Here is a 19,806-nt window from a genome sequence, read left to right on the forward strand (position 1 = left end):
ACCCCATTGCGCCCGTCGACTCAGCCCAGTAGATCCAGCACCCGCTCCTGGTTCGATAACCCCACGCTGATCGCCGCCAGCGTCGCCTCGGTCCGGATGTTCCCGCGGATCAGCCGTGCCGATTCCTCGGCGAAGTCCGCGTCACGGATCAACGAACGGGCCGAGGAGAGCGATTCGATCTGTGCGCCGATCGCGCCCAGCTTTGGCGCGATGACGTGCCGACCCAGCGCGCCCAGTGCCCCGAGTTGCGCGGTCACCTGCTCGCGGGCACGGCCCAGGATGCGCTGGGCCAGCCCGGGATTCTCCAGCAACGACCCCGATCCGCCCGAGGCCAGCGCCGACATGGTCACCTTCACCGCGTCGGGGTCGACGATGACGTCGCCCGTCTCGGTCACCTCGGGCTCGATGTCGTATACCTCGCCCAGCTTTGACGGATCGAGGCTCGCGATCTGTTCGGAAGAACCATCCCCGAGCGGCACACTGAACGTGCCGTCCAACAGCTTCTGTCCGTTGAACTCGGCTCCGCTCGACAGGCGATCGATCGTTTGCAGAATCGAGTCCATCTCCAGTTGCAGCGCATTTCGCTCGCCTTCGGACAGGCCGGCGGTGTTGGCCGCCGTCACCGCCAGGCCCTCGGCCTCGATGAGCAAGCCGGAGATCTCGGCGATGGCGCCCTCAGCGGTATTGATTACCGCCTGGCTTCGATCGAGCGCTCTGGATTCGGCTTCGAGCGACGAGAGTGCGGCGCTGATGGCCTCGCTCGAGATCAACCCCGCCGGGTCGTCCGAGCCGCGATTGATCCGCAGGCCGGTCGACAGACGCTCCAGCGCGGTGTTGCGATCCGCCTGGTTCTGTCCCAGGATCCGCAGGCCCATATTGACCGACGAGCCAAATCCGATCGGTTGCATGGCCGCACCCTCCCTTGGCGCTCGTGCCCGCGGGCCGCTCGCCCCCACCCGCGAACAACCCACACCAGACCAGTCGCTTTCGCAGAGCAATTCGCCCACGCGAAAACGTCGTAGCGCGATCCATCGCGCCGGCATCATCGATCCGACCCATCGGGTCGGACCGTCACTCTTGCTATCGGGCTGTCGTGGGTCCGACTTCAGGCCGGTTCAGCGGCTGGGCCAAAAAGGCCTTCGACGAATGCGCTGGGGTCGAAGGGCTGGAGGTCCTCGGCGGTCTCGCCCACGCCGATGAACTTCACGGGCACGCCACAGGCCTCGCGCACGGCGATGACCACGCCGCCCTTGGCCGTCCCATCGAGCTTGGTGATCACCAGTCCCGATAACGGCACCGCTTCAGCAAAGTGCTCGGCCTGGGCGACGGCATTCTGGCCGCTAGTGGCGTCGAGCACCAGCAGCGTCTCGTGCGGCGCACCCTCGATGCTCTTGCCGGCGACCTTGGCGATCTTGCCGAGCTGCCGCATGAGCGATTCCTGGGTCTGCAAGCGTCCGGCGGTGTCGAGGATGACGACGTCGACCCCCCGCGACGCCCCGGCTGCGCACGCGTCGAACGCGACGGCCGCCGGGTCGCCGCCCTGCTGGCCGCGCACCACGTCCACGCCGATGCGTTCGGCCCAGACTTCGAGCTGCCGCACGGCCCCGGCCCGGAACGTATCGCATGCGCCCAGCAGCACGGTCTTGCCATCTTCACGCAACGCGTGGCACAGCTTGGCGATGGTGGTCGTCTTGCCCACGCCGTTGACGCCCGTGACCAGCAGCACGGTGGGCCCCTGGTCGGCGTACGCGATGCTCAGGTCTTCCGGCGGCCACATCGCCGAGACGCTCTTCTTGAGAAAACCGATGGCGTCCTCGCCCTTCTCGAGCTTGCCGGCCTTGACGTCGGCGCGGAGTCCATCGATGAGGCGACGCGTGGCCTTCACGCCCACGTCGGCACGCAGCAGGACGGCCTCGATCTCCTTGATCAGCGACTCGTCGAGCTTGCGGCCGCGCACCAGGTCGCGCAGGGGGTCGATGAGCACCGACCGCGTGCGCTTGAGCGAGTCCTTGATCTTGCGGCCCAGCGACTTCAGCACGCGTTGGGCTCCACCGTATCGGTCGGCTGACCGGCAAGGCGACGCATGGCCGCGTCGAGGAGCGCATTGACGAAGCTCGGGCTCTTCTCGGTGCTGAACTGGCGGGCCATGTCGACCGCTTCGTCGATGGCCACCTTCGGCGGCGTCTTCTGAGACACCATTTCGTGGTACGCCAATCGCAGGATGGCTCGATCCACCGCCGGCTGACGCGAGGCGGGCCAGCCCGGGCTGAGCTCTTCGAACAAGGCGTCGGCGCCGCGTCGCCCGGCAAAGGCGGCGAGCGCCAGCTTCTCAGCTTGCCGCAGTTCGCGGGGCTCGAGTTCCTCGCTCTCCTCACTCACCGAATCTCGCAGCGACGAAAGCACTGACTCTTCGGGCTCATCGGGCGCCCCGACGGCGTCGAGCCCGTACAACAACTGGAACGCGGCGATGCGGACTCGCTGGGTCGACGTCATGGAGACCCCTTGCCGTTCAGGCCCGAAGCGGCCACCTTGTCGGTTCCGCCGGCCAGGGGCGGCATCGCCTCGGGCGCCAGCATTTCCGGCTGATTGCGCACGGCGGCGGTCCGCAGGCGCCGCAATTCGTCGATCGCCTCGAGCGCGGCGCCCATCGCCTCGGCGCCCTTGTTGCCCTTGGATCCGCCCGCACGATCGCGGGCCTGCTCGTCGGTGCCGGCGGTAATCACCCCGAAGCACACGGGCACCCCGCTCTCGGCGGCCAGGTGGGCCAGCCCCTGGGCGACGGCATCGTTGATGTGCTGATCGTGGCTGGTCTGGCCCTTGATCACGCAGCCCAGGGCGACCACCGCCTCGAACGCGCCCGTCCGCAGGGCCGCCGAACTGAGGGCCACCAGTTCGAACGTGCCGGGAGCCCGCAGCACGGCCGGCCTGGCACCGGGCCAGCGCCTGCTGAGCGTCTCGACCGCACCCCGCAGCAGAGGGCCGGTGATGGAGTGGTTATACCGACTGACCACGATGGCCACCGGGGGAGGTTGCTCGGTGCTTTGCATCGCTGCATCGTAGGGGCACTCGATCATGGGCCACCGGCGGCCCGGCCCTCGCTGGGGCAGTACCATCGCCCCGTGCGGCAGCGCCTGGTCAAACTCACCGACGTCCTCCAGCTCACCCGCTTTGCCACCGCCTTCGCCGCGGTGGGCAACGTGTGGCTGGTCATCCTGTGGACGCGGGCGACCCCCTCCGAACTCACCGCCCTGCCCGTGACCGCCCCAATGCGGACGGCCCCACTTCCGCTGCTGCTGCTGGGCGGGGCCGTGGCCGCCATCGGGCTCTATGCGTTCACGCTGGGGCTCAACGACATCGTCGATCGGCGGCGAGATCGAGCCCTGGGGGCCGACCGCCCCCTGCCCGCCGGCCGGATCGGGCTGGATCTGGCGACGATCATCGTGGCCGGCTCGGTGTTCGCCGCCGTCCTGGGGGCGTCATTCTTCGGCACCGGCGCTGTCCGCCTGACGGTGCTCGTGGCCGCGGCGGCGCTGGCATTCAACGTGGTGGGCAAGTTCGTGCCCGGCGCGGGCCCGCTGCTGCTGGGGCTCATCTTCGCCGGCCACATGGTGATCCCCAATATTCAGCTCCATTTCGTCTGGCCCGTGGTCGTCGTCATGACCCACGCCCTTGCGGTCGAGTGGGCGGCGTGGGTCATCGGCCGGCGCAGCCCGGCCATCAGCCGTCGGGCCGTCGCCGCCATCACGCTGGGCTGGTTGTTCTGGGCGTCGGTCATCCTGCTCATCGGTTCGTACAACACCAGCGGGCTTGAGACCTGGCCGCGCTGGCCCAGCCGCCTGAGCGCCTTGCTCATCGCGGCGCTGGCCATCACCTTCATCATCTACATGACCCACAAGGTGCGCAAGACCGGGCCCGGCCCGCGCGCCGCCGAGAAGCTCCGCCGCTACGGCGCCATCTGGCTGGTGCTTTATGGCGTGGTGTGGGTCGTGACCGAGGGCTACTGGCTGGCGTCGGCGATCCTGGCCGGCCTGGGCATCGTCGGGCTCATCGTCATGACCATCGCCCGCGAGGCCTACCACCTGGCGCACCAGCCGATGGGGTATCGGCGGTAGATTCGACGCCGGCTAGAACAGTCCCAGCGCGTAGAACATCGCCGTGAACACTAGGTCGGCGATGACCACCGCGACGACGCTCTCGACCACCGTCCGCGTCGTCGCCGCGCCCACGCCCGCGGCCCCGCCGGTGACCCGCAGCCCGTTCAGGCAGGCGATCACGCCGATGAGCAGGCCGAACACCAGGCTCTTGGCCACGCCGGTCAAGAAGTCGACCAGCTTGACCTGAAAGAGCAGGTTCTCCCAGTACACCACGAACGGCAGGTCGATGACCAGGATCGACACGCCGATCGACGCGCCGATGGAGACCAGGCTTGCAAACACGCCCAGTGCTCCCATGCACGTGCAGGTGGCGAACACGCGGGGGACGACCAGGAACCGCACCGGGTTGAGCGCGTGCGCTTCAAGAGCCTCGATTTCTTCGCCTACGACCATCGTGCCGATCTCGGCGGTGATGGCCGCGCCGGCATACCCGGTGAGCACGATGGCGCTGATGAGCGGACCAAGTTCGCGAAGCACCGCCACGCCGATGATGTTGGCCAGCTTGTCCTTCTGCCCCAGTTCGTCAAGGGGCGGCGCCATCTGAAGGCTCAGGATGAGTCCCACCGCTGCCGACACCAGGCAGATGATGGCGATCGAACGGACGCCCACCCGGATAATCTGCGTGTTGATTGCCGAGGAACCCATGCGGATGCGCGGGTCGAGGACCGATCGCACAAGCCACATGAATGCCTGCGCAAGCAGCGCGAGCATGTCTCCGAGGTGGTCGAGGGTGTCCACCACGAGGCCGCCCACGAATCCGAGCAATCGCGTCATGCCTACACCGCCGAGGCAGACTGGACCGCCTCGTCGAGCGAGCCGGCGATCGGAAAGACGGTATCAAGCCGGGCAATCTCGAAGATGGACCGAACGCGGTCCTGCAGGCCGCAGAGCACGAGCCCGGCGCCCTTCTTGCGGCTGAGTTGCAGCCCGCGGACCAGCGTCGCCACGCCCGAACTGTCCATGTACGTCACGCCCGAGAGGTCGACCACCACGCCGCCACCCTTGGGTAAGCGGCCGATGGCGTCCTGGAGCGCCGTCTGCAGATCGGGCGAGCGGACGATGTCGACCTCGCCCGACAGGCTGACCACGACGGCCTTGGAGCCCTCGGCGCGGATGCCGATCTCGTTACTGGTGTTCTCGGCCTGATCTCGTGCCACGGTCAGTCTCCCGCCGGTCGCTTGGTGTTGAATTTCTCCCCGACCGGTCGGGAAGGCCCGTCGCATCCGCAGGACTGCTCGTCGCACCCACCGGTAAGCGCCCTGGTGCGCTGGGCACTCGGGCCGTCGGTCCGCTTCACGAGCGTCAGGCTCATGCCTGCTTCCTGCCGCGGAGCGTACTCAGCCCGATCGACCACCTGGCGGATGATGTGCACGCCAAGACCACCCGGCCGGACATCGTCCAGATCACGGCCCTGGATCTTGCTGGGGTCGATCTGCTGGGCTTCGTCCTCGATGACGATGCAGATACCCGGGCCTTGCTCGCCGTCGTCGTTGAGCGGCCAGATCTTGACCCAAATGGGCCGGCCCAGGTCTTGCTTGTAGCCGTGCCGAATGACGTTGCACAGGGCTTCGTCGACCGCGAGAGCCAAGTGAGAACTCGAGTCGTGGCTGAAGCCCAATCGCTTCGCAACGCCGGCGACCATCTCCCTCGCGCCGGCCAGGTATCGCACGTCGCTAACCACCCGGAGCAGGATGTCCGGGGGCGAATGCTGAACCTCTTGTGGCAGGGTGTCGCTCATCGAACGGTGTGTACTCCGCGGCCAATCTGGGGCATCACGGGCGGGCCGACCTCGAAGGCTGGCGATCGTCCAGCCACTGCTTCCATCGGTCAATCGCAGCCCTGCGCTGATCTTCCGGAGCCCAGGCATCGTAGCCGAAGCGGTCCTGAGCGGTCCGCTCCAGGGCGGCGATGGCCAGCGAACGCAGCGCGGGATCATCCGACCCGAGGGCCACCACCATCTGGGACAGGTCCTCGTGGGTCGGCTGCCGGGCCGTCGCGATTACCGCACGGATGCGCGAACCGGCATCGGGAGCCTCGAAGTCGGCCGGCAGCGGCGCCCGACAGCCCGCCTGGGCGAGCCCCACCAGCACCGTTCCCATGCACCACCGACGCATGGCCAACCGTAGTCCGGGGCGGGACGGCAGCCCGCTGGCATATGCTTCGCGCTTCCCCTTCGCGTGGAGGCAGCCCCTGATGATCCCGACCCCCCATGACGAAGTCGTTCTCATCGTCGACTTCGGTTCGCAGACGGCCCAACTGATCGCCCGCCGCTGCCGAGAACTCGGCGTGTGCGCCATGATGGTCTCACCCAAGGCCACGGCCGCCGAACTGGCCAAGGCAACTCCCAAGGCCATCATCCTGTCGGGCGGACCGGCCAGCATCGAAGACCAGGGCGCCCCCGCCCTGGCCGACGGCATCCTCGAGTTGGGCTTGCCGGTGCTTGGTATCTGCTACGGCATGCAGATCGCCTGCCACAAGCTCGGCGCCCACGTCGAGAAGGCCGACCACCGCGAATTCGGCCGGGCCGCCCTGGAGGTGTCCGACGCCGCCGGCCTGCTGAGCGCCATCCCCAGCAAGACCACGGTCTGGATGTCCCACGGCGATCAGATCAGCGAGCTCAAGAGCCACGGGTTCAAGATCCTCGCGCGCACGCCCACCTGCCCGGCCGCCGCCGTGGGTTACCAGCATGACGGGGTACGTTTCTTCGGCGTGCAGTTTCACCCAGAGGTCACCCACACGCCGCACGGCATCGACATCCTGCGAAACTTCCTCTTCGAGATCGCCGGCTGCAAGGGCACGTGGCGAATGGCCGACTTCGCCCAGACGCAGCAGGAGCGAATCGCCGAAGCCGTGGGCGACCAGCGCGTCATCTGCGGGCTCTCGGGAGGCGTCGACTCGGCCGTCTGCGCGGCGCTGCTGCACAAGTCCATCGGCGATCGCCTGACCTGCGTGTTCGTCGACACGGGCCTGCTGCGCAAGAACGAGCGTGAACTGGTCGAAACGACCTTTCGCGACCACTTCGACGCCGACTTGCGTGTTATCGATGCGGCCGACGACTTCCTGGGGGATCTCGAGGGCATCACCGACCCGCAGGAGAAGCGTCGCCTCATCGGCCACCGCTTCATCGAGGTCTTCAAGGACACCGCCAAGGACATCCCGGGCGCCACCGTGCTGGCCCAGGGCACGCTCTATCCCGACGTGATCGAGAGCGGGCAGGGCCACGGGGGCGTGTCGGCCACCATCAAGCTGCACCACAACGTGGGCGGGCTGCCCGCCGAGCTGGGCTTCGCTCTGGTCGAACCCTTGCGCGACCTGTTCAAGGACGAGGTCCGCACGCTCGGTGAGGTGCTGGGCCTGCCGAGCCAGATGGTCTGGCGGCACCCCTTCCCCGGACCGGGCCTGGCAGTCCGCGTGCTGGGCGAGGTGACGCGCGACAAGTTGGCCGTGCTGCGCGAATGCGACGAGATCCTGCTGGAGGAGATCATCTCGGCCCAGCTCTACCGCCAGACCAGCCAGGTGTTCGCCGTGCTGCTGCCGGTGCAGAGCGTGGGCGTGATGGGCGACGGCCGAACGTACGAGAACGCCGTGGCCATCCGCGCCGTCGAGAGCGAAGACTTCATGACCGCCGACTGGGCCCGCCTGCCCTACGACGTGCTGGGCCGGATCAGCAACCGCATCATCAACGAGGTCCGCGGTGTCAACCGTGTGGTCTACGACATTTCGAGTAAGCCGCCGGCGACCATCGAGTGGGAGTAAACAACACCGCCCCGAGTCCGCGAGGACCCGGGACGGGCTTTGTCTCATCCAACGGCGATCTCTAGTCGCAGACGAACGCGTTCTGGAAGCACAGGAAGTCGAACAGAGTCAACTCGCCGTCTCCATCGCAGTCCGCGTACGGATCGCCCTGATCGAAGGCGTTCTGGAAGCACAGGAAGTCGAACAGGTCACGCTCATCGTCGCCGTTGCAATCGACGTAGCAGGTGAAGGTGAAGTTGTCGAAGGCCACGCCGTTGCCTTGGGCGGTGCCACCGCCGAAGAACCGGAAGGCTTCGGGAAGCAACGTGGTGCCAAGGGCCCCGCCGTTGACGTACCAGTCGGCCGGTGCGTCAGAGGTGGTGACGGCAGAGCCGAGCTCGGTGAGTTCCACGCGGCGAATCCGGCGTTCGCGCCACTCGGCGACGATCTCGGCACGATACCACGTGTCGGGCTGCAGCACCTCCCACTCCGGGCCGGCCACGGCGCCGGGAAGCGGAACCTGCGTCCCGCCCTCATCGAAGACAACGAAGCTCAGACGAATCGCGTCCGCGACGGCCAGGTCGGTCCAGCTCAGCAACGCGATGAACTGCGCCGAGGTCGCTGGCTGGAACGAGAAGCTCCCGATGTAGTCCGAGGCGGGCAGGGTTCCATCAAACGAAGGAACCGCAAAATCGAAGCTGATGCGCTTGAGCAGCCCCGTAAAGGCGAAGTCCTGCTGCGCGCGTGCGAAGGTCCCGCCACCGGGGCCCGAGCCGGCAACGAAGGTCTCGCCGCCCTCTGGGTTCGCGGGCAGCCCCAGGATGTTGTCGAGGTACGTGAACGCGAGGAAGTCGACGCTGGTCGTCGAGGGCGGCACGTAAAAGCCGTCCTGTCCCGTCAGGATCGTCCCGGCCGCGGAAGAATCCAGGTCTTCGAAGTCGCTGATGTACTGCGCGTTTGCCATGCCGGCGGTCAGCACGACTGCCAGGCCCGATGCGATGATTGCATGCATGATGTTCCCCCAATGCCCTTTCGAGATCGCACCATCACGACCTCCAGTTGCATTGGAACAAGAACCGCATCGCAATTCAAGAGGATTCACCCAAAAACACGAAGCCGGGTGGCTTGCACCACCCGGCCCCGCGACTCGAAGAACGTAAGTTGTGCGTGTTTCTTGTTACGCGGCCTCGCGCTGGCTCACGTTGATCGTGGTGCCAGCGGCGCTGCGGAGTTCGCTCGGCGTGCCGTGCGAGCCCTGGGCGTGGAAGCCGGCGAAGCTGGTGGGGTAGCTGGTCTGGAAGATCGGCTGGCCGTAGCCACCGGTCACCAGTTGCGTGCCGAAGCCCACGGGCTGGCCCGTGAACTGGTTGGGGGTGCTGCCGGTGATCGGCCCGTTCCAGCCCTGCACGCCGATCGGACCGCCGAACTGGCCGGCCACGAGCTGGGTGGGAATGGTGCCGTAGCTGCCGATGCCAAAGCCCGGCTGGCCGAAGCCGCCGGTGGTGTTCAGGGCGGGGTTCAACGTGCCCGTGCCAAAGCCGTTGGTGGTCTGGCCGGTCGAGCCGGTGCTGCCGGTCGAGACCGGCGCGCCCTGCGAGTAGGCGCCGACGGGCTGACCCTGGCCGGCGACGCTGCTGTTCGTGGTGCTTCCGCCGAAGCCGCCGAAGCCGTTGAACGTGGTGTTCGGCACGCCGCCGAAGCTGGTCTGGCCAAAGCCGTTGGTGATCGGCGTGAAACCACCCGAGACGGGCTGGCCCCAGAAGCCGCCGATGGGCGTGGTGAAGCTGCCGGTGATGGGCGAGATGCCGCTCACGTTGCCGCCCCAGCCACCCTGGAAGCCGATCGGCGCGCTGAACTGCGAACCGAACGATCCCGAGAAGGGCGTCGAGAATGAGCCCGGGAAGCCACCGAAGCGACCGCCGAAAATCGACCAGTCACCCTGGGGCACGCCGCCGAAGCCCGTGCCGAAGCCACTGGCGAAGGGCGTACCGAAGGTGTTGAAGCCGCCGAAGGGCTGCGAGCCAAAGCCGGTGAAGCCGAAGGGGCTCTGGACAGCACCGAACTGGCCGCCCCCAAAGCCGAACTGGCTCGAGATGGGGCTGCCAAACGAGCCGAAGCCCGAACCGAAACCCTGGCTCCAGACCGGCTGGCCGAAGCCGAAGCCACTCACCGGCGTGAACTGACCGTTGAACGAGCCGGGGAACTGGCCAGGGAACTGACCGGGGAATTGGCCGCCGAAGCCCGTGGCGTAGGGGCCGAAGCTGCCGCTAAACGAGTTGCCGAAACCGTTGCCGAAGCTGCTGTTGAAGCTGCTGTTAAACATGGGGGTCCCAATCTGGCCGAAGCCGCTGAACGGAGAGGTGAACGACGAAACGAATGGGGTGCCGAACGCGAAGGGGGTGGCGACCGGCGAGTTGTTGATCAAGCTGTTCATGAGGGAGACGCTCCTACTTTCTGGATGGCCGGGCAATCAACGCGATGCCCGGTCGAGCCCTCCGTCGAGCGCGCGACCATCGCGCACCCCCACACCGGGGCTCATACCTCGAATCTCAAACCAAACTCGTGTGCACGCGGGCCGGCATCCGTGCCATTGGCTCGCACTCCTTGTTTCGGCAGCACGACCAGCCGACTTTGCCCGATCCACCCAATCCGGACAAATTTGTTGAAACGCGCAGTTTTCGCCGTCGCTCGGACGACGCATATCGCCTGAGCGACCTTCCGGCGGGAACAAACCGGCGGGCCCGGGCGTCAAACCTCCCGGCGGACCCGCCATCGCCCGCCCCCCGCAACCGCTGCCCCGCCCGCGTGGTAGAGAGATGGCGCCCACAACCGGTGGCCCGGAGCCGCCGATAGGATGGAGTCGGCCTTCCAAAAAGGCCGGCAGGCATCCGGGCACAGAAGCCGGGCCCAGCACGGGCCCACCCGGCCGGCACGCGGACGCCCCGCATCGATCCCGTCCGGCCGTCCGATAAAAGGAGGCACCCATGCGTCGCCCCAATCCGTTCCGCACCGTCTCGGCCGTCGGCCTGGCATCGCTGCTCGCGACGCCGTCCCTGGCCCAGCAGAGCCCAGTCAGCGCCCCACCTTCGACGGGCGAGGCCGGTGCGCCAGCGCAGTCAACCGCCGGCGTTCGACCCGAGCGCGTGACGCTCGCCCGCATGATGACGCCTCTGACGGCCAGCTTCGAAGCCCAGCCGCTGCGCGACGTCATGAACTACATCGTGCAGCAGACGGGCGCGAACCTGGAGATCTTCTGGCTCGACCAGCGCACCGGCACCGGGCTGGATCCCGAGCAGACCATCACCTTGAAGTTCGAGAACCTGCCGGCCATCACCGTGCTCGAGCGCGTGCTGGCCAAGGCCGAGGATGCCTTCGGAAGCGGCAATAACTGGCAGATGACCGAGTGGGGCGAAGTGCAGGTCGGCCCCACCACGCGTCTGAACCGCTACAACCGCACCGAGATCTACGACATCAACGACCTGCTGCTCGTGCTGCCCGAGTATCCCGACGTGCCGACCATCGACCTCCAGCAAGCACTGCAGAGCAGCCAGGGCGGCGGCGGGCAGAGCCCGTTCCAGGATCAAGGCGACAACGAACTCGAGGAACAGCCCCTCGAAGAGCGAGCCGAGGAAATCATCAGCCTGATCGAAGACCTCGTCGAGCCCGACCACTGGATCGAGAACTCGCGGGCCTCCATCCGCTTCTTCAAGGGCACGCTCATCGTTCGGGCGCCCGACTACGTGCATCGCGGCATCGTTGGCTACACCTACTGGCCCACGCGCCGCATCAGCGCCGTCGTTGAAGGCCGTCGCTACGTCACCATGGGCGTGGATACCGGCATCTCGACCATCGACGGCTTCGGCCAGCAGCCCGTGAGCGCGGTCGTCGGAGGCCGCATCATCTCCAGCGATCCGAGCGATCCTGGTGGCGGCGGCTGACCACCACGCGGAATACCGACACGCACTCGAGCGATAGGCTCTGCCAAGGAGATCCAACCATGGCAGAGCCTCGCGTCGTTCGTGTCAGCATCGGCAAGGACCACTACCACACCGACATCGCCGCCGGTGACCACACCCTGGTGGCCGATGAACCCGAGAGCGTGGGCGGCTCGGACAACGGGCCGGATCCCTACGCGCTGCTGCTTTCGGCGCTGGGCGCGTGCAAGGCCATCACCATGCGCATGTACGCGGATCGAAAGGAATGGCCGCTGGATCGGCTGGAGATCGATCTTTCGCACCGGCGTGTACATGCCGACGACTGCGAGGACTGCGGTCAGGAAGACGGCATGATCAGCGTGATCGAATGTACGCTGCGAGCCCAGGGAGACCTGACCGACGAGCAGCGCGCTCGTCTGGCCGAGATCGCCGACAAGTGCCCGGTGCACAAGACGATCACCGGACCAAACCACATTCGAACCACGCTGGCAAGCTAGCGAGCTGTCCTTGCCGCCTTAGCCATCGGCAGGACGCTCGAGCGTCGGCTGGGGCGTGCTCTTCGGCTCGGGCGGATTGTGCCACAACGCCAGATACACCCAAACGCACGTTGCAAGGAAGGCCTGCACCAGCGCAACCCAGCCAACGATTTGCTTGATCTGCGGCTTGTTGTCAAGGGGCGCACTCATGCGCTTGGCGCCGGCCACCATGGCGTGACCCGTACGTTCGGCCACGCGCGCTGCGATGGGCGCTACGGTGGCAATCACACGCTCGCCGATCGCCCGCCAGCGGGGCTTTGCGGTTGGCGCCGGAGCCGTCGGTGCCGTCACCACTTCGGCAACTGGTTCGGGCTGCTCGGCCGGGGCTTGCGCCGGTGCAGGTTCGGCCTGCTCGGGCTCGTCCAGCGCTTCGTCTTCAACTCCGGGCGACTCGAACGAAGGCTCGGGTTCGGGCGCGGGGTCTTCATCTGCCGTGAGTTGGGCATCGGCCAGGGCTGCCAACTGCTCGTCCAACTCGCCGATGAGTTCGGCTTCGTCCGTGGGCAGGTTGGGCTTGCGTCGCTCATCGGCAACTGCCGGTGCGAGCGTTTCGGAATCTGCACTCGCCTCGGCGTCGTCTTCGGGCAACTCGACCGGATCGGCCGACTCGTCGATGCCCATCTCGCCCACAGGATCTTCGAACACGCCCGAGGCCAGGAGCGAGGCAAGTTCTTCGTCCAGTTCGCTTTCGAGGTCGACCGGGCCAACGGGGGCGCCGTCGATGTCGTCGCTCGCGGGCGGCGCCTGGCCTTCCGGTTCGATCAACAGGCCGTCGTCGACGACGGATTCGGGCTCCATCTCAGGTTCGGCCTCGGGCTCGACGTCGGCCGACACCACCTCGTCTTCCGAATCGCTCCCAGCTTCGGGCTCGGGCTCGTCGATCGAATCGACCACCGCGGCGTCTTCGGGCTCGGGTTCTGCTAGTGAGTCGGGTTGGGCGACGGACTCGGCGCCGGGGTCCACGTCAGAGTCCTCGGAATCGAGTTCCGCCTCGGCCGAAGGGGAATCGGCACTCGGCAGCGTCGAGGGCCTCGGCTTGGGCGGAGACGTCGAATCCCCGGTCCCGCTCGCGCGCGCAACCTCTTCCGAACTCTCTTCAAGAGCGTCGAGCAGGGCATCGAGGCGCTCGCCGATATCCTCGATCTTCGAAATGTCCTCGGCTTGGTGTGCCATGGGCCGCTGGGTTCATCGACCGAATCGGATCGCCACTGAAGATCTCGGACCTACAGAATCATGCGTCCGAGAACCTCTGGCCAACCATAGAGCCTGCACATGCACCATCTCATCGTCGAATCGCTCGATCCGGATCAACCCAGCCTGGCTATCGAGGGCGAGCAAGCAAGGCACGCCGTCCGCGTCCGTCGGATGGAGCCGGGCGAGTCGCTGGTGCTGCTGGATGGAGCCGGGGGCGTGGCCCAAGCCGTGGTGGAAGGTTCCGATAAGCAAGGTCCCCAGTCCTCGTGGCGGCTGCTGGTCAGGATCACCGAGCATCGCATCCAACCCAGGCCCAGGCCGGCCGTGCACGTGGTGTGCCCGGCCCCCAAGGGCGATCTGCTCGAGACGATGATCGATCAACTCAGCCAGGTCGGCGCGGCCAGCTGGCGGCCGCTGGATTGCGAACGGAGCGAGCGGGAGCCGCGCCCGGGCAAGTTCGATCGCCTGACGCGCATCACGCACGAGTCGGCCAAGCAGTGCGGCAGGGCGTGGTTCATGGAGCTTGAATCGGGAATTCCCTTTGCAAAGGCCGTCCAGCTTCCCAACGCTGTTCTCGCAAGTGCGGACGGCGAGCTGGCTGGGGAAGTCCTGGAGCGGATCGGGGCGGGCTCGGCAGCCGAGAGCATCCACGTGCTGGTCGGACCGGAAGGCGGTTTTTCCGATGCCGAGCGAAGGCTGACGCTCAAAGCTGGGTTGTCATGCGTGAGGCTCGGCCCCCACGTGTTGCGGATCGGTACGGCGGCGGTCGTCGCGGCCAGCGCCTTCGTTCGAGCGGCGGACGGGTCGTGACCAGCCCGTGACTTGGGGTGGAGGAACGGATGCACGGGCTGGACGTATCCCTGATGCGGAGCCAGCCTGTCAGGAAGGTGCGAATTGAACCGATAGCCTGAGAGACCGCACTCGATTCGTTTCGTCCGCGTTCCATTTGCCGGAGCCCGAGCCATGGCCAGCACCCAATCCGGACAAGCCAGCGCCAAGCGGTTGCTCGCCCGCCTCTCGCGTATCCGGCGAGAGGCGAAGGTGCTGCTGGTTTCCCGCCGCGTGGGCTGGACGCTGGCGGCGATCGTCGGTGGCCTGGCGATGGTGGCCCTCCTGGACTACGCCATCCGGTTGCCGAGTTGGGTGCGGTATGCCGGGCTCTTCGGCGCGATCGCCGCGGCCGGATGGGCGTTCGTGCGGCTGGTCTGGCCGGCGCTACGGATGCACCCGAGCCTGACGGACCTGGCACTGCGGCTGGAGCATGGCCGGCCCGAACTCAAGGGCCGCTTGGCAAGCGCCACCGACCTTGCCCGGTCCGGCGCGTTCCATGCGCGATATGAGCCCCTGCTCGACACGCTGTCGCGCGATGCCTTGCCCGACATGATGAAGCGACGGCCCACGCTCCAGGCCGTGGGCGTGTGCCTGCTGGTCATCGGTGCGATGGTGGCGTTTTCTGCCGCCCGGCCGGGCATGGCCGCCTTGGGCGCCGCACGCGTGCTGACGCCATGGAGTGGGGCGCAGTGGCCGTCGCGCACGGCGATCGAACTCGCAGAGTCGCCCCGCTTTCATCCATTGGGTGAACCGATCGCCATCCGGGGCGAGTTGACGCGGACCGATCGCCCCGTAGGCCGGACGCGCGTGGAGGCCTGGTACCGGCTCGATGGCGGCGTGCCCCAGAAGCTTGCGTTGACCAGCCAGGGCCAGCCCGGCCACGAAGACGCACCGGAGATCTTCGAGCGGCTGGTGAATCCTGCCGCCGATGCCCTTCGGCAGACCCAGCGCGTGACGATGGAGCTGTGGCTGGAAACACGCGACGACCAGACCGATTCGACGATCATCGAACTTGTTCGCCCGCCGCGCGTCGTCCGCGCCAGCGCACTGGTGGTGCCCCCGGCATATGCGCAGCAGGCCTCGGGCGCGAGGGTGCTGGGCCTGGGCGAGCAGCGCGAGCGCGTGCCGCTTGCGCTGGGCGGAGAAGACACCGCCGTGCTCGGCCCGGTCCTGGCTGGCTCGAGCGTGGAGTTTGATCTGCGATTCAGCACCGCGGCAACGCCGGACCTGTCTGTGAATGTCTCCGATGGCAGGGGCGAGGCGATCGATGCGCGCATCGAGCCGATGACCGATGGCTTGGGAGCACTCGTGCGCGTGGACGCCGGAGTGCCCGCATCGCTGTCGATCGAGCTTCGTGACGAGCTGGGCATTGCCTCGACCCGACCGCTCGTGATCGCCCTGGACGTGCTCGACGATGCCGATCCGACGGCTGCCGTGCTTGAGCCCCCGCAGGACGAATCGGTCTTGCCCACGGCGACGCTGTCGATGGTGGGCGAGGGTCGCGACGACTTCGGGCTTCGAGCCGTCCAATTGCGAGCCCTGCGGGCGACGCCACCGGCCGGTAGCCAGGGCGCCCCGCCAGAACCCGCTGGCGAACCAGTCACGATTGCGCAGTGGCGCGACGACACGGCACCGCTGGAAGCGCGCGCCGCGGCCACGGTGGCGCTCGACGGCTTCGATCTGCATCCCGGAGAGGAATTGTGGATCCAGGCCCTGGCGACGGATCTTCGTGGAGGCGAGCCAAGCGAGTCGACGATCCGGCGGCTCCGCGTCATCGGCGAAAGCGAACTGATCGAGCAATTGCGGGCCGAGATGTCCGCCGTGCGTGAGAGCGCCAAGCGGCTCGATCGCACGCAACGCGACGTGCTCGACGAGGCGGCGCAGCTCGGCGAGGCACGCTCGACCGAAGACGACGCGGGCCTCTCACGCGCCCAGACCGATCTCACGGGCCAGCTCTCGCGGCAGGCCGAGGCGGTCCGAGACGTGGCCGAGCGCATGGATCGCAACGCGTTGGACGACCCGGCGCTGGGCGAATTGCTCCGGCTGGCGCAGGAGCACCTGAACGCGGCAGCCGATCAATCGGACCGGGCGCAGGCGGCCCTGGAAGACGCCGCCGAAGCGCAGGAAGCGAACGAACAGCAACGGGCCCGCGATGGCGCCCAGCGAGCGCAGGAACGCGTGCGCGACGAACTCGGCGGCCTGGTGGGCTTGCTGAGCCGGGACGAGGATGAGTGGCTCGCGCGGCGAGACCTGGATCGCCTCATCGAGCAGCAGCGCGAATTGCAGGAGCAGACCGCGCAAGCCGAAACGCAGGCCGCCGGCCGCACACTGGAGGAACTCTCGCAGGAAGAGCGTTCGCGCGTCGAGCAGATTGCCCAGCGGCAGGCCGAACTTGCCCGACGAGCTCAGGAAGCGATCGATCAACTGGCAGACCGAGCCGAGGCGATCGCCGAGAGCGATCCTGCGCGTGCCCAGACGCTGCGCGAGGCCGCCCAACGCGGTCGCGAGGGTGAAGCGCCGCGGGAGATGCAGCAGGCTGCCGACCAGGCACAGCAGAACCAGATGTCGTCGGCCCAACAGAGCCAGCAGCGAGCACTAGATGCCCTCGAAGAGGTTACCGAGCGACTGGACGAGGCCGGTGAGGATCGCGACGCGCAATTGCGACGCGTACTCGCGGAACTTTCGGCTGCGATCGAGGGGTTGATCGCCCGGCAGGCGGCGGAGATCGATCGGCTCGAGGCCGCCACGGCGACGCGTGCGTTCGATGGGCTGGACGCAGCGATGATCGGGCTCTCTCGCGACACGGGGGCGCTGGTCGAGGACCAGGCCGCCGGCGATGAGGCGCTGGCCGGCATCGCACGCAAGCTGCTGGATGCCGCGGAAGCAATGGACGGGGCGATCGTGGCACTCCGCGAGTCTCCGGTGAACGACGAGCAGGCGTTGTTGCAGGAGCGTGCGAGCCTGGAGCGGCTCGAATCGGCGCTCGAAGAGGCGCAAATGCTGGACCAGCAGGCCCAGCAGCGCGAATTGGAGCGGCAGCGTCGCGAGCTACGCAAGGCCTACGCCGAAGCCCTGGCCGCCCAGACCACGCTTCGCGACGAGACGGCGACCTATGCCGACCAGGAACTCACGCGGCGGCAGAAGATCCTGGTTCGTCGCCTGGGCGGACGCCAACGCAAGCTCATGGCCGAGCTCGACGAGGTTCGCAGACAGACCGAGGGTCTCGACGAGGCCACCGCGTTCAAGCTGGCGCACGATCGCATCGAGCGGGCCGCCGGCCGTGCGGGCGACCTGCTCGAAGCAAGCACGGTGTCCGGCGATACGCTGTATTCTCAGGACACCGTGGCCACGGTGCTCCGCGGCCTGATCGAAGCGCTCGACAGCAGCACGCAGCGGGGCGAGCAGGACTTCGCGCAGGGCAACCAGGGCGGCCAGGGCTCGGGCCAGCCGGGGCAGCAGGGCGAAGAGGAGGGCGTCGTGCCCCCCATGGCCGAGTTGCTGCTGCTGCGGACCATGCAGGTGGAAGCCGCCCAGATGACGCGCGCCATCGACGACGGCGTGCTCGGGCCCGAGCGCTTGGCCGATGCCGGTCGCCTGCAGCGCGAGCTGAGCGAAGCGGCGCAGGAGCTGGTCCAGCGACTGAGCGATCAGCAGGGACAACAGCAACCCCAGCCCGCGGGCGTGCAGCCGCAGCCGTTCGGCATGCATGTGCAGGAAGCCCAGCCACAGGAAACCAAGCCGAAGGAAACCGAGCCGAAGGAAACCGAGCCGCAGCAAGCCCAGAGCGATGAGCCCGCGTCCCCGTCTCAATCCGACGAACCCACGCTGGATGAGCTCCTGGGCATTACCAACCCCGGCAACGTCAGCGAAGCACCGACCAACGAGGATCTCGATCGCGAACTCGAGGGCGGCCTGGCGGGCGCGTTCATTCGAGCCGTGGACCTGATGCAGCGTGCTTCGACGCGGCTCAACAGCGACGGTGGGACCGGCTTGGGCACGCAACGAGTTCAGGAAGAGGCCATTGCCGCGCTCGATCAGCTCATCGAGGCTGCTCGCAATGAGCAGAACCAACAACAGCAGCAACAGCAGAACCAGCAGCAGCAACAAGACCAGCAGCAACAGCAGCAGGCTCCCCAGCAGCAGCAACAGCAGCAGGGGCAGAACCAGCAGCAACAGCAAACGAGCGACCCGCAGGGCGTCCGCGGACAGGCTCAGCAGGATGGCGCCCTGGGCGATGAGGCCGCGGTGGGCGCCACGTGGGGCGCCCTACCACCGCGCGTGCGCGAAGCGCTGCAACAGGGTTCTTCGGATGCCTACAGCGCCGTGTACCGTGCCATCACCGAGGCGTACTACCGCCGGCTGGCCGAGGAGGCAAACAACCAATGAGGCGTGCGGCAATGACCATCCTGCTGGCAACCATCGGCGTGGGACCCGTAGCGGCCCAGGACGCGGGCGGACCGGCCGGCCAACCCATGGTGGAGATCACGCCCCAGCTCGATGAGTCGATTGCCGAGGGGCTGGCGTTCCTGGCTTCGCAGCAGAACGCCGATGGCTCCTTCGGCGATGGCGCCTGGGGTCGCGGCGTGGCGGTGACCTCGCTGGCGGGACTGGCCTTCATGGCTGATGGACAGATGCCCGGTCGCGGGCAGTACGGCGAGGTGGTCCGGCGGGCGCTCGACTACGTGCTGGAGCGATCAGGCGAGAGCGGACTGCTGGCCGACGATCAGGCCCCCAGCCCGATGTACGGCCACGGATTCGCGGCGTTGTTCCTGGGCGAGGTCTACGGCATGAGCCAGGGCAGCGAAGCGTTGCAGGAGCGACTGCACGAGGCGCTCGTCAAGGCCGTGCGGCTGATCGAACGCTCCCAGAACGACGAGGGTGGCTGGCGGTATAACCCGGTGCCAAACGATGCCGACGTCAGCGTGACGATCTGCCAGGTCATGGCCTTGCGTTCGGCCCGGAATGCGGGCATCGAGGTCAGCAGCGAGGTCATCGACAAAGCGGTCGAGTACGTCAAACGCTGCCAGAACCCCGACGGCGGCTTCCGGTACCAGGCACGCAACGGCACGAGCGCCTGGCCTCGCTCGGCGGCGGGCGTGGCGACGCTCTACTACGCCGGCGAGTTTGGCGACGAGGCGATCGACCCGGGCGTGCAATACCTCATCCGCGAGGCGCTGCCCGGCCAGGGCCTGCGTCGCGGGTACTTCTACTATGGACACTACTACGCCGTGCAGGCCATGTACCTTGCCGGCGGCGAAGCTTGGACCACGTGGTGGCCGGCCGCACGCCGAGAGTTGATCGATCTGCAACAGCCCAACGGCGCCTGGCCCGATCGCACGGTGGGCACGGCTTATGGGACGGCGATGGCACTGATCGTGCTGCAAATGCCCAAGCGTTACCTGCCGATCTACCAGAAATGAA

18 protein-coding genes are annotated in these 19,806 nt (G+C 67.4%); 7 read left to right on the forward strand and 11 right to left on the reverse strand.

Annotated features, from left to right (window positions below; all coding sequences use genetic code 11):
• Positions 1-20: 20 nt before the first annotated feature.
• From RIE32_06025 to ribH, 4 genes are all read right to left on the reverse strand, one after another.
• A complete protein-coding gene (locus tag RIE32_06025) occupies positions 21-908 on the reverse strand; it encodes a flagellin (GenBank protein MEQ9095804.1) in 888 nt (295 codons plus the stop codon).
• 197 nt (positions 909-1,105) lie between these two features.
• A complete protein-coding gene (gene ftsY / locus RIE32_06030; protein ID MEQ9095805.1) occupies positions 1,106-2,038 on the reverse strand; it encodes a signal recognition particle-docking protein FtsY in 933 nt (310 codons plus the stop codon).
• Complete coding sequence (gene nusB / locus RIE32_06035; GenBank protein ID MEQ9095806.1) at positions 2,032-2,493, reverse strand: transcription antitermination factor NusB; 462 nt, start codon at positions 2,491-2,493, stop codon at positions 2,032-2,034. The genes ftsY and nusB overlap by 7 nt, the downstream gene beginning before the upstream one ends.
• A complete protein-coding gene (gene ribH / locus RIE32_06040) occupies positions 2,490-3,047 on the reverse strand; it encodes a 6,7-dimethyl-8-ribityllumazine synthase (protein ID MEQ9095807.1) in 558 nt (185 codons plus the stop codon). Before ribH ends, nusB begins: the two co-directional genes overlap by 4 nt.
• Positions 3,048-3,119: 72 nt before the next feature.
• On the opposite strand from ribH, the gene RIE32_06045 reads away from it, so the two are divergent.
• Positions 3,120-4,112 carry a hypothetical protein gene (locus RIE32_06045; GenBank protein ID MEQ9095808.1) on the forward strand — a complete coding sequence of 331 codons (993 nt, stop codon included), beginning with the start codon at positions 3,120-3,122 and terminating at the stop codon, positions 4,110-4,112.
• Between the two features lie 12 nt (positions 4,113-4,124).
• Here the strand turns inward: RIE32_06045 and RIE32_06050 are convergent, their stop codons facing one another.
• The 4 genes from RIE32_06050 to RIE32_06065 are packed head-to-tail and all read right to left on the reverse strand — an operon-like array spanning position 4,125 to position 6,268.
• The gene (locus RIE32_06050; protein ID MEQ9095809.1) at positions 4,125-4,928 is read right to left on the reverse strand and encodes an ABC transporter permease; all 804 of its coding nucleotides are present in this window, start codon (positions 4,926-4,928) and stop codon (positions 4,125-4,127) included.
• A gap of 2 nt (positions 4,929-4,930) precedes the next feature.
• Positions 4,931-5,311 (reverse strand): STAS domain-containing protein, encoded by a 381-nt coding sequence (locus RIE32_06055; protein ID MEQ9095810.1) that lies wholly within the window; start codon positions 5,309-5,311, stop codon positions 4,931-4,933.
• A gap of 2 nt (positions 5,312-5,313) precedes the next feature.
• Positions 5,314-5,892: an ATP-binding protein gene (locus tag RIE32_06060; GenBank protein MEQ9095811.1), complete on the reverse strand. Its 579-nt coding sequence runs from the start codon at positions 5,890-5,892 to the stop codon at positions 5,314-5,316.
• A 34-nt stretch (positions 5,893-5,926) separates the two neighbouring features.
• Positions 5,927-6,268, reverse strand: a complete 342-nt coding sequence (locus RIE32_06065; protein MEQ9095812.1) for a hypothetical protein — start codon at positions 6,266-6,268, stop codon at positions 5,927-5,929.
• Positions 6,269-6,347: 79 nt separating this feature from the next.
• On the opposite strand from RIE32_06065, the gene guaA reads away from it, so the two are divergent.
• Positions 6,348-7,910, forward strand: a complete 1,563-nt coding sequence (gene guaA, locus RIE32_06070; GenBank protein MEQ9095813.1) for a glutamine-hydrolyzing GMP synthase — start codon at positions 6,348-6,350, stop codon at positions 7,908-7,910.
• A 61-nt stretch (positions 7,911-7,971) separates the two neighbouring features.
• On the opposite strand, the gene RIE32_06075 is transcribed toward guaA, so the two are convergent.
• Positions 7,972-8,901: a hypothetical protein gene (locus RIE32_06075; protein ID MEQ9095814.1), complete on the reverse strand. Its 930-nt coding sequence runs from the start codon at positions 8,899-8,901 to the stop codon at positions 7,972-7,974.
• Between the two features lie 165 nt (positions 8,902-9,066).
• A complete protein-coding gene (locus RIE32_06080) occupies positions 9,067-10,323 on the reverse strand; it encodes a hypothetical protein (GenBank protein MEQ9095815.1) in 1,257 nt (418 codons plus the stop codon).
• 550 nt (positions 10,324-10,873) lie between these two features.
• On the opposite strand from RIE32_06080, the gene RIE32_06085 reads away from it, so the two are divergent.
• Together RIE32_06085 and RIE32_06090 are read left to right on the forward strand one after the other, a co-directional pair.
• Positions 10,874-11,827 carry a hypothetical protein gene (locus tag RIE32_06085; GenBank protein MEQ9095816.1) on the forward strand — a complete coding sequence of 318 codons (954 nt, stop codon included), beginning with the start codon at positions 10,874-10,876 and terminating at the stop codon, positions 11,825-11,827.
• A 59-nt stretch (positions 11,828-11,886) separates the two neighbouring features.
• Positions 11,887-12,321, forward strand: coding sequence for an OsmC family protein (locus RIE32_06090; protein MEQ9095817.1), 435 nt, complete (start codon positions 11,887-11,889; stop codon positions 12,319-12,321).
• An 18-nt stretch (positions 12,322-12,339) separates the two neighbouring features.
• Here the strand turns inward: RIE32_06090 and RIE32_06095 are convergent, their stop codons facing one another.
• Positions 12,340-13,533 carry a hypothetical protein gene (locus RIE32_06095; protein ID MEQ9095818.1) on the reverse strand — a complete coding sequence of 398 codons (1,194 nt, stop codon included), beginning with the start codon at positions 13,531-13,533 and terminating at the stop codon, positions 12,340-12,342.
• A 99-nt stretch (positions 13,534-13,632) separates the two neighbouring features.
• On the opposite strand from RIE32_06095, the gene RIE32_06100 reads away from it, so the two are divergent.
• From RIE32_06100 to RIE32_06110, 3 genes are all read left to right on the forward strand, one after another.
• Complete coding sequence (locus RIE32_06100; GenBank protein ID MEQ9095819.1) at positions 13,633-14,364, forward strand: RsmE family RNA methyltransferase; 732 nt, start codon at positions 13,633-13,635, stop codon at positions 14,362-14,364.
• A gap of 153 nt (positions 14,365-14,517) precedes the next feature.
• Positions 14,518-18,771 carry a hypothetical protein gene (locus RIE32_06105; GenBank protein ID MEQ9095820.1) on the forward strand — a complete coding sequence of 1,418 codons (4,254 nt, stop codon included), beginning with the start codon at positions 14,518-14,520 and terminating at the stop codon, positions 18,769-18,771.
• Positions 18,768-19,805, forward strand: a complete 1,038-nt coding sequence (locus tag RIE32_06110; GenBank protein MEQ9095821.1) for a terpene cyclase/mutase family protein — start codon at positions 18,768-18,770, stop codon at positions 19,803-19,805. The genes RIE32_06105 and RIE32_06110 overlap by 4 nt, the downstream gene beginning before the upstream one ends.
• The last annotated feature ends 1 nt before the right edge of the window (position 19,806 follow it).

The organism is Phycisphaerales bacterium (assembly GCA_040221175.1).
GTDB lineage: Bacteria > Planctomycetota > Phycisphaerae > Phycisphaerales > UBA1924 > JAHCJI01.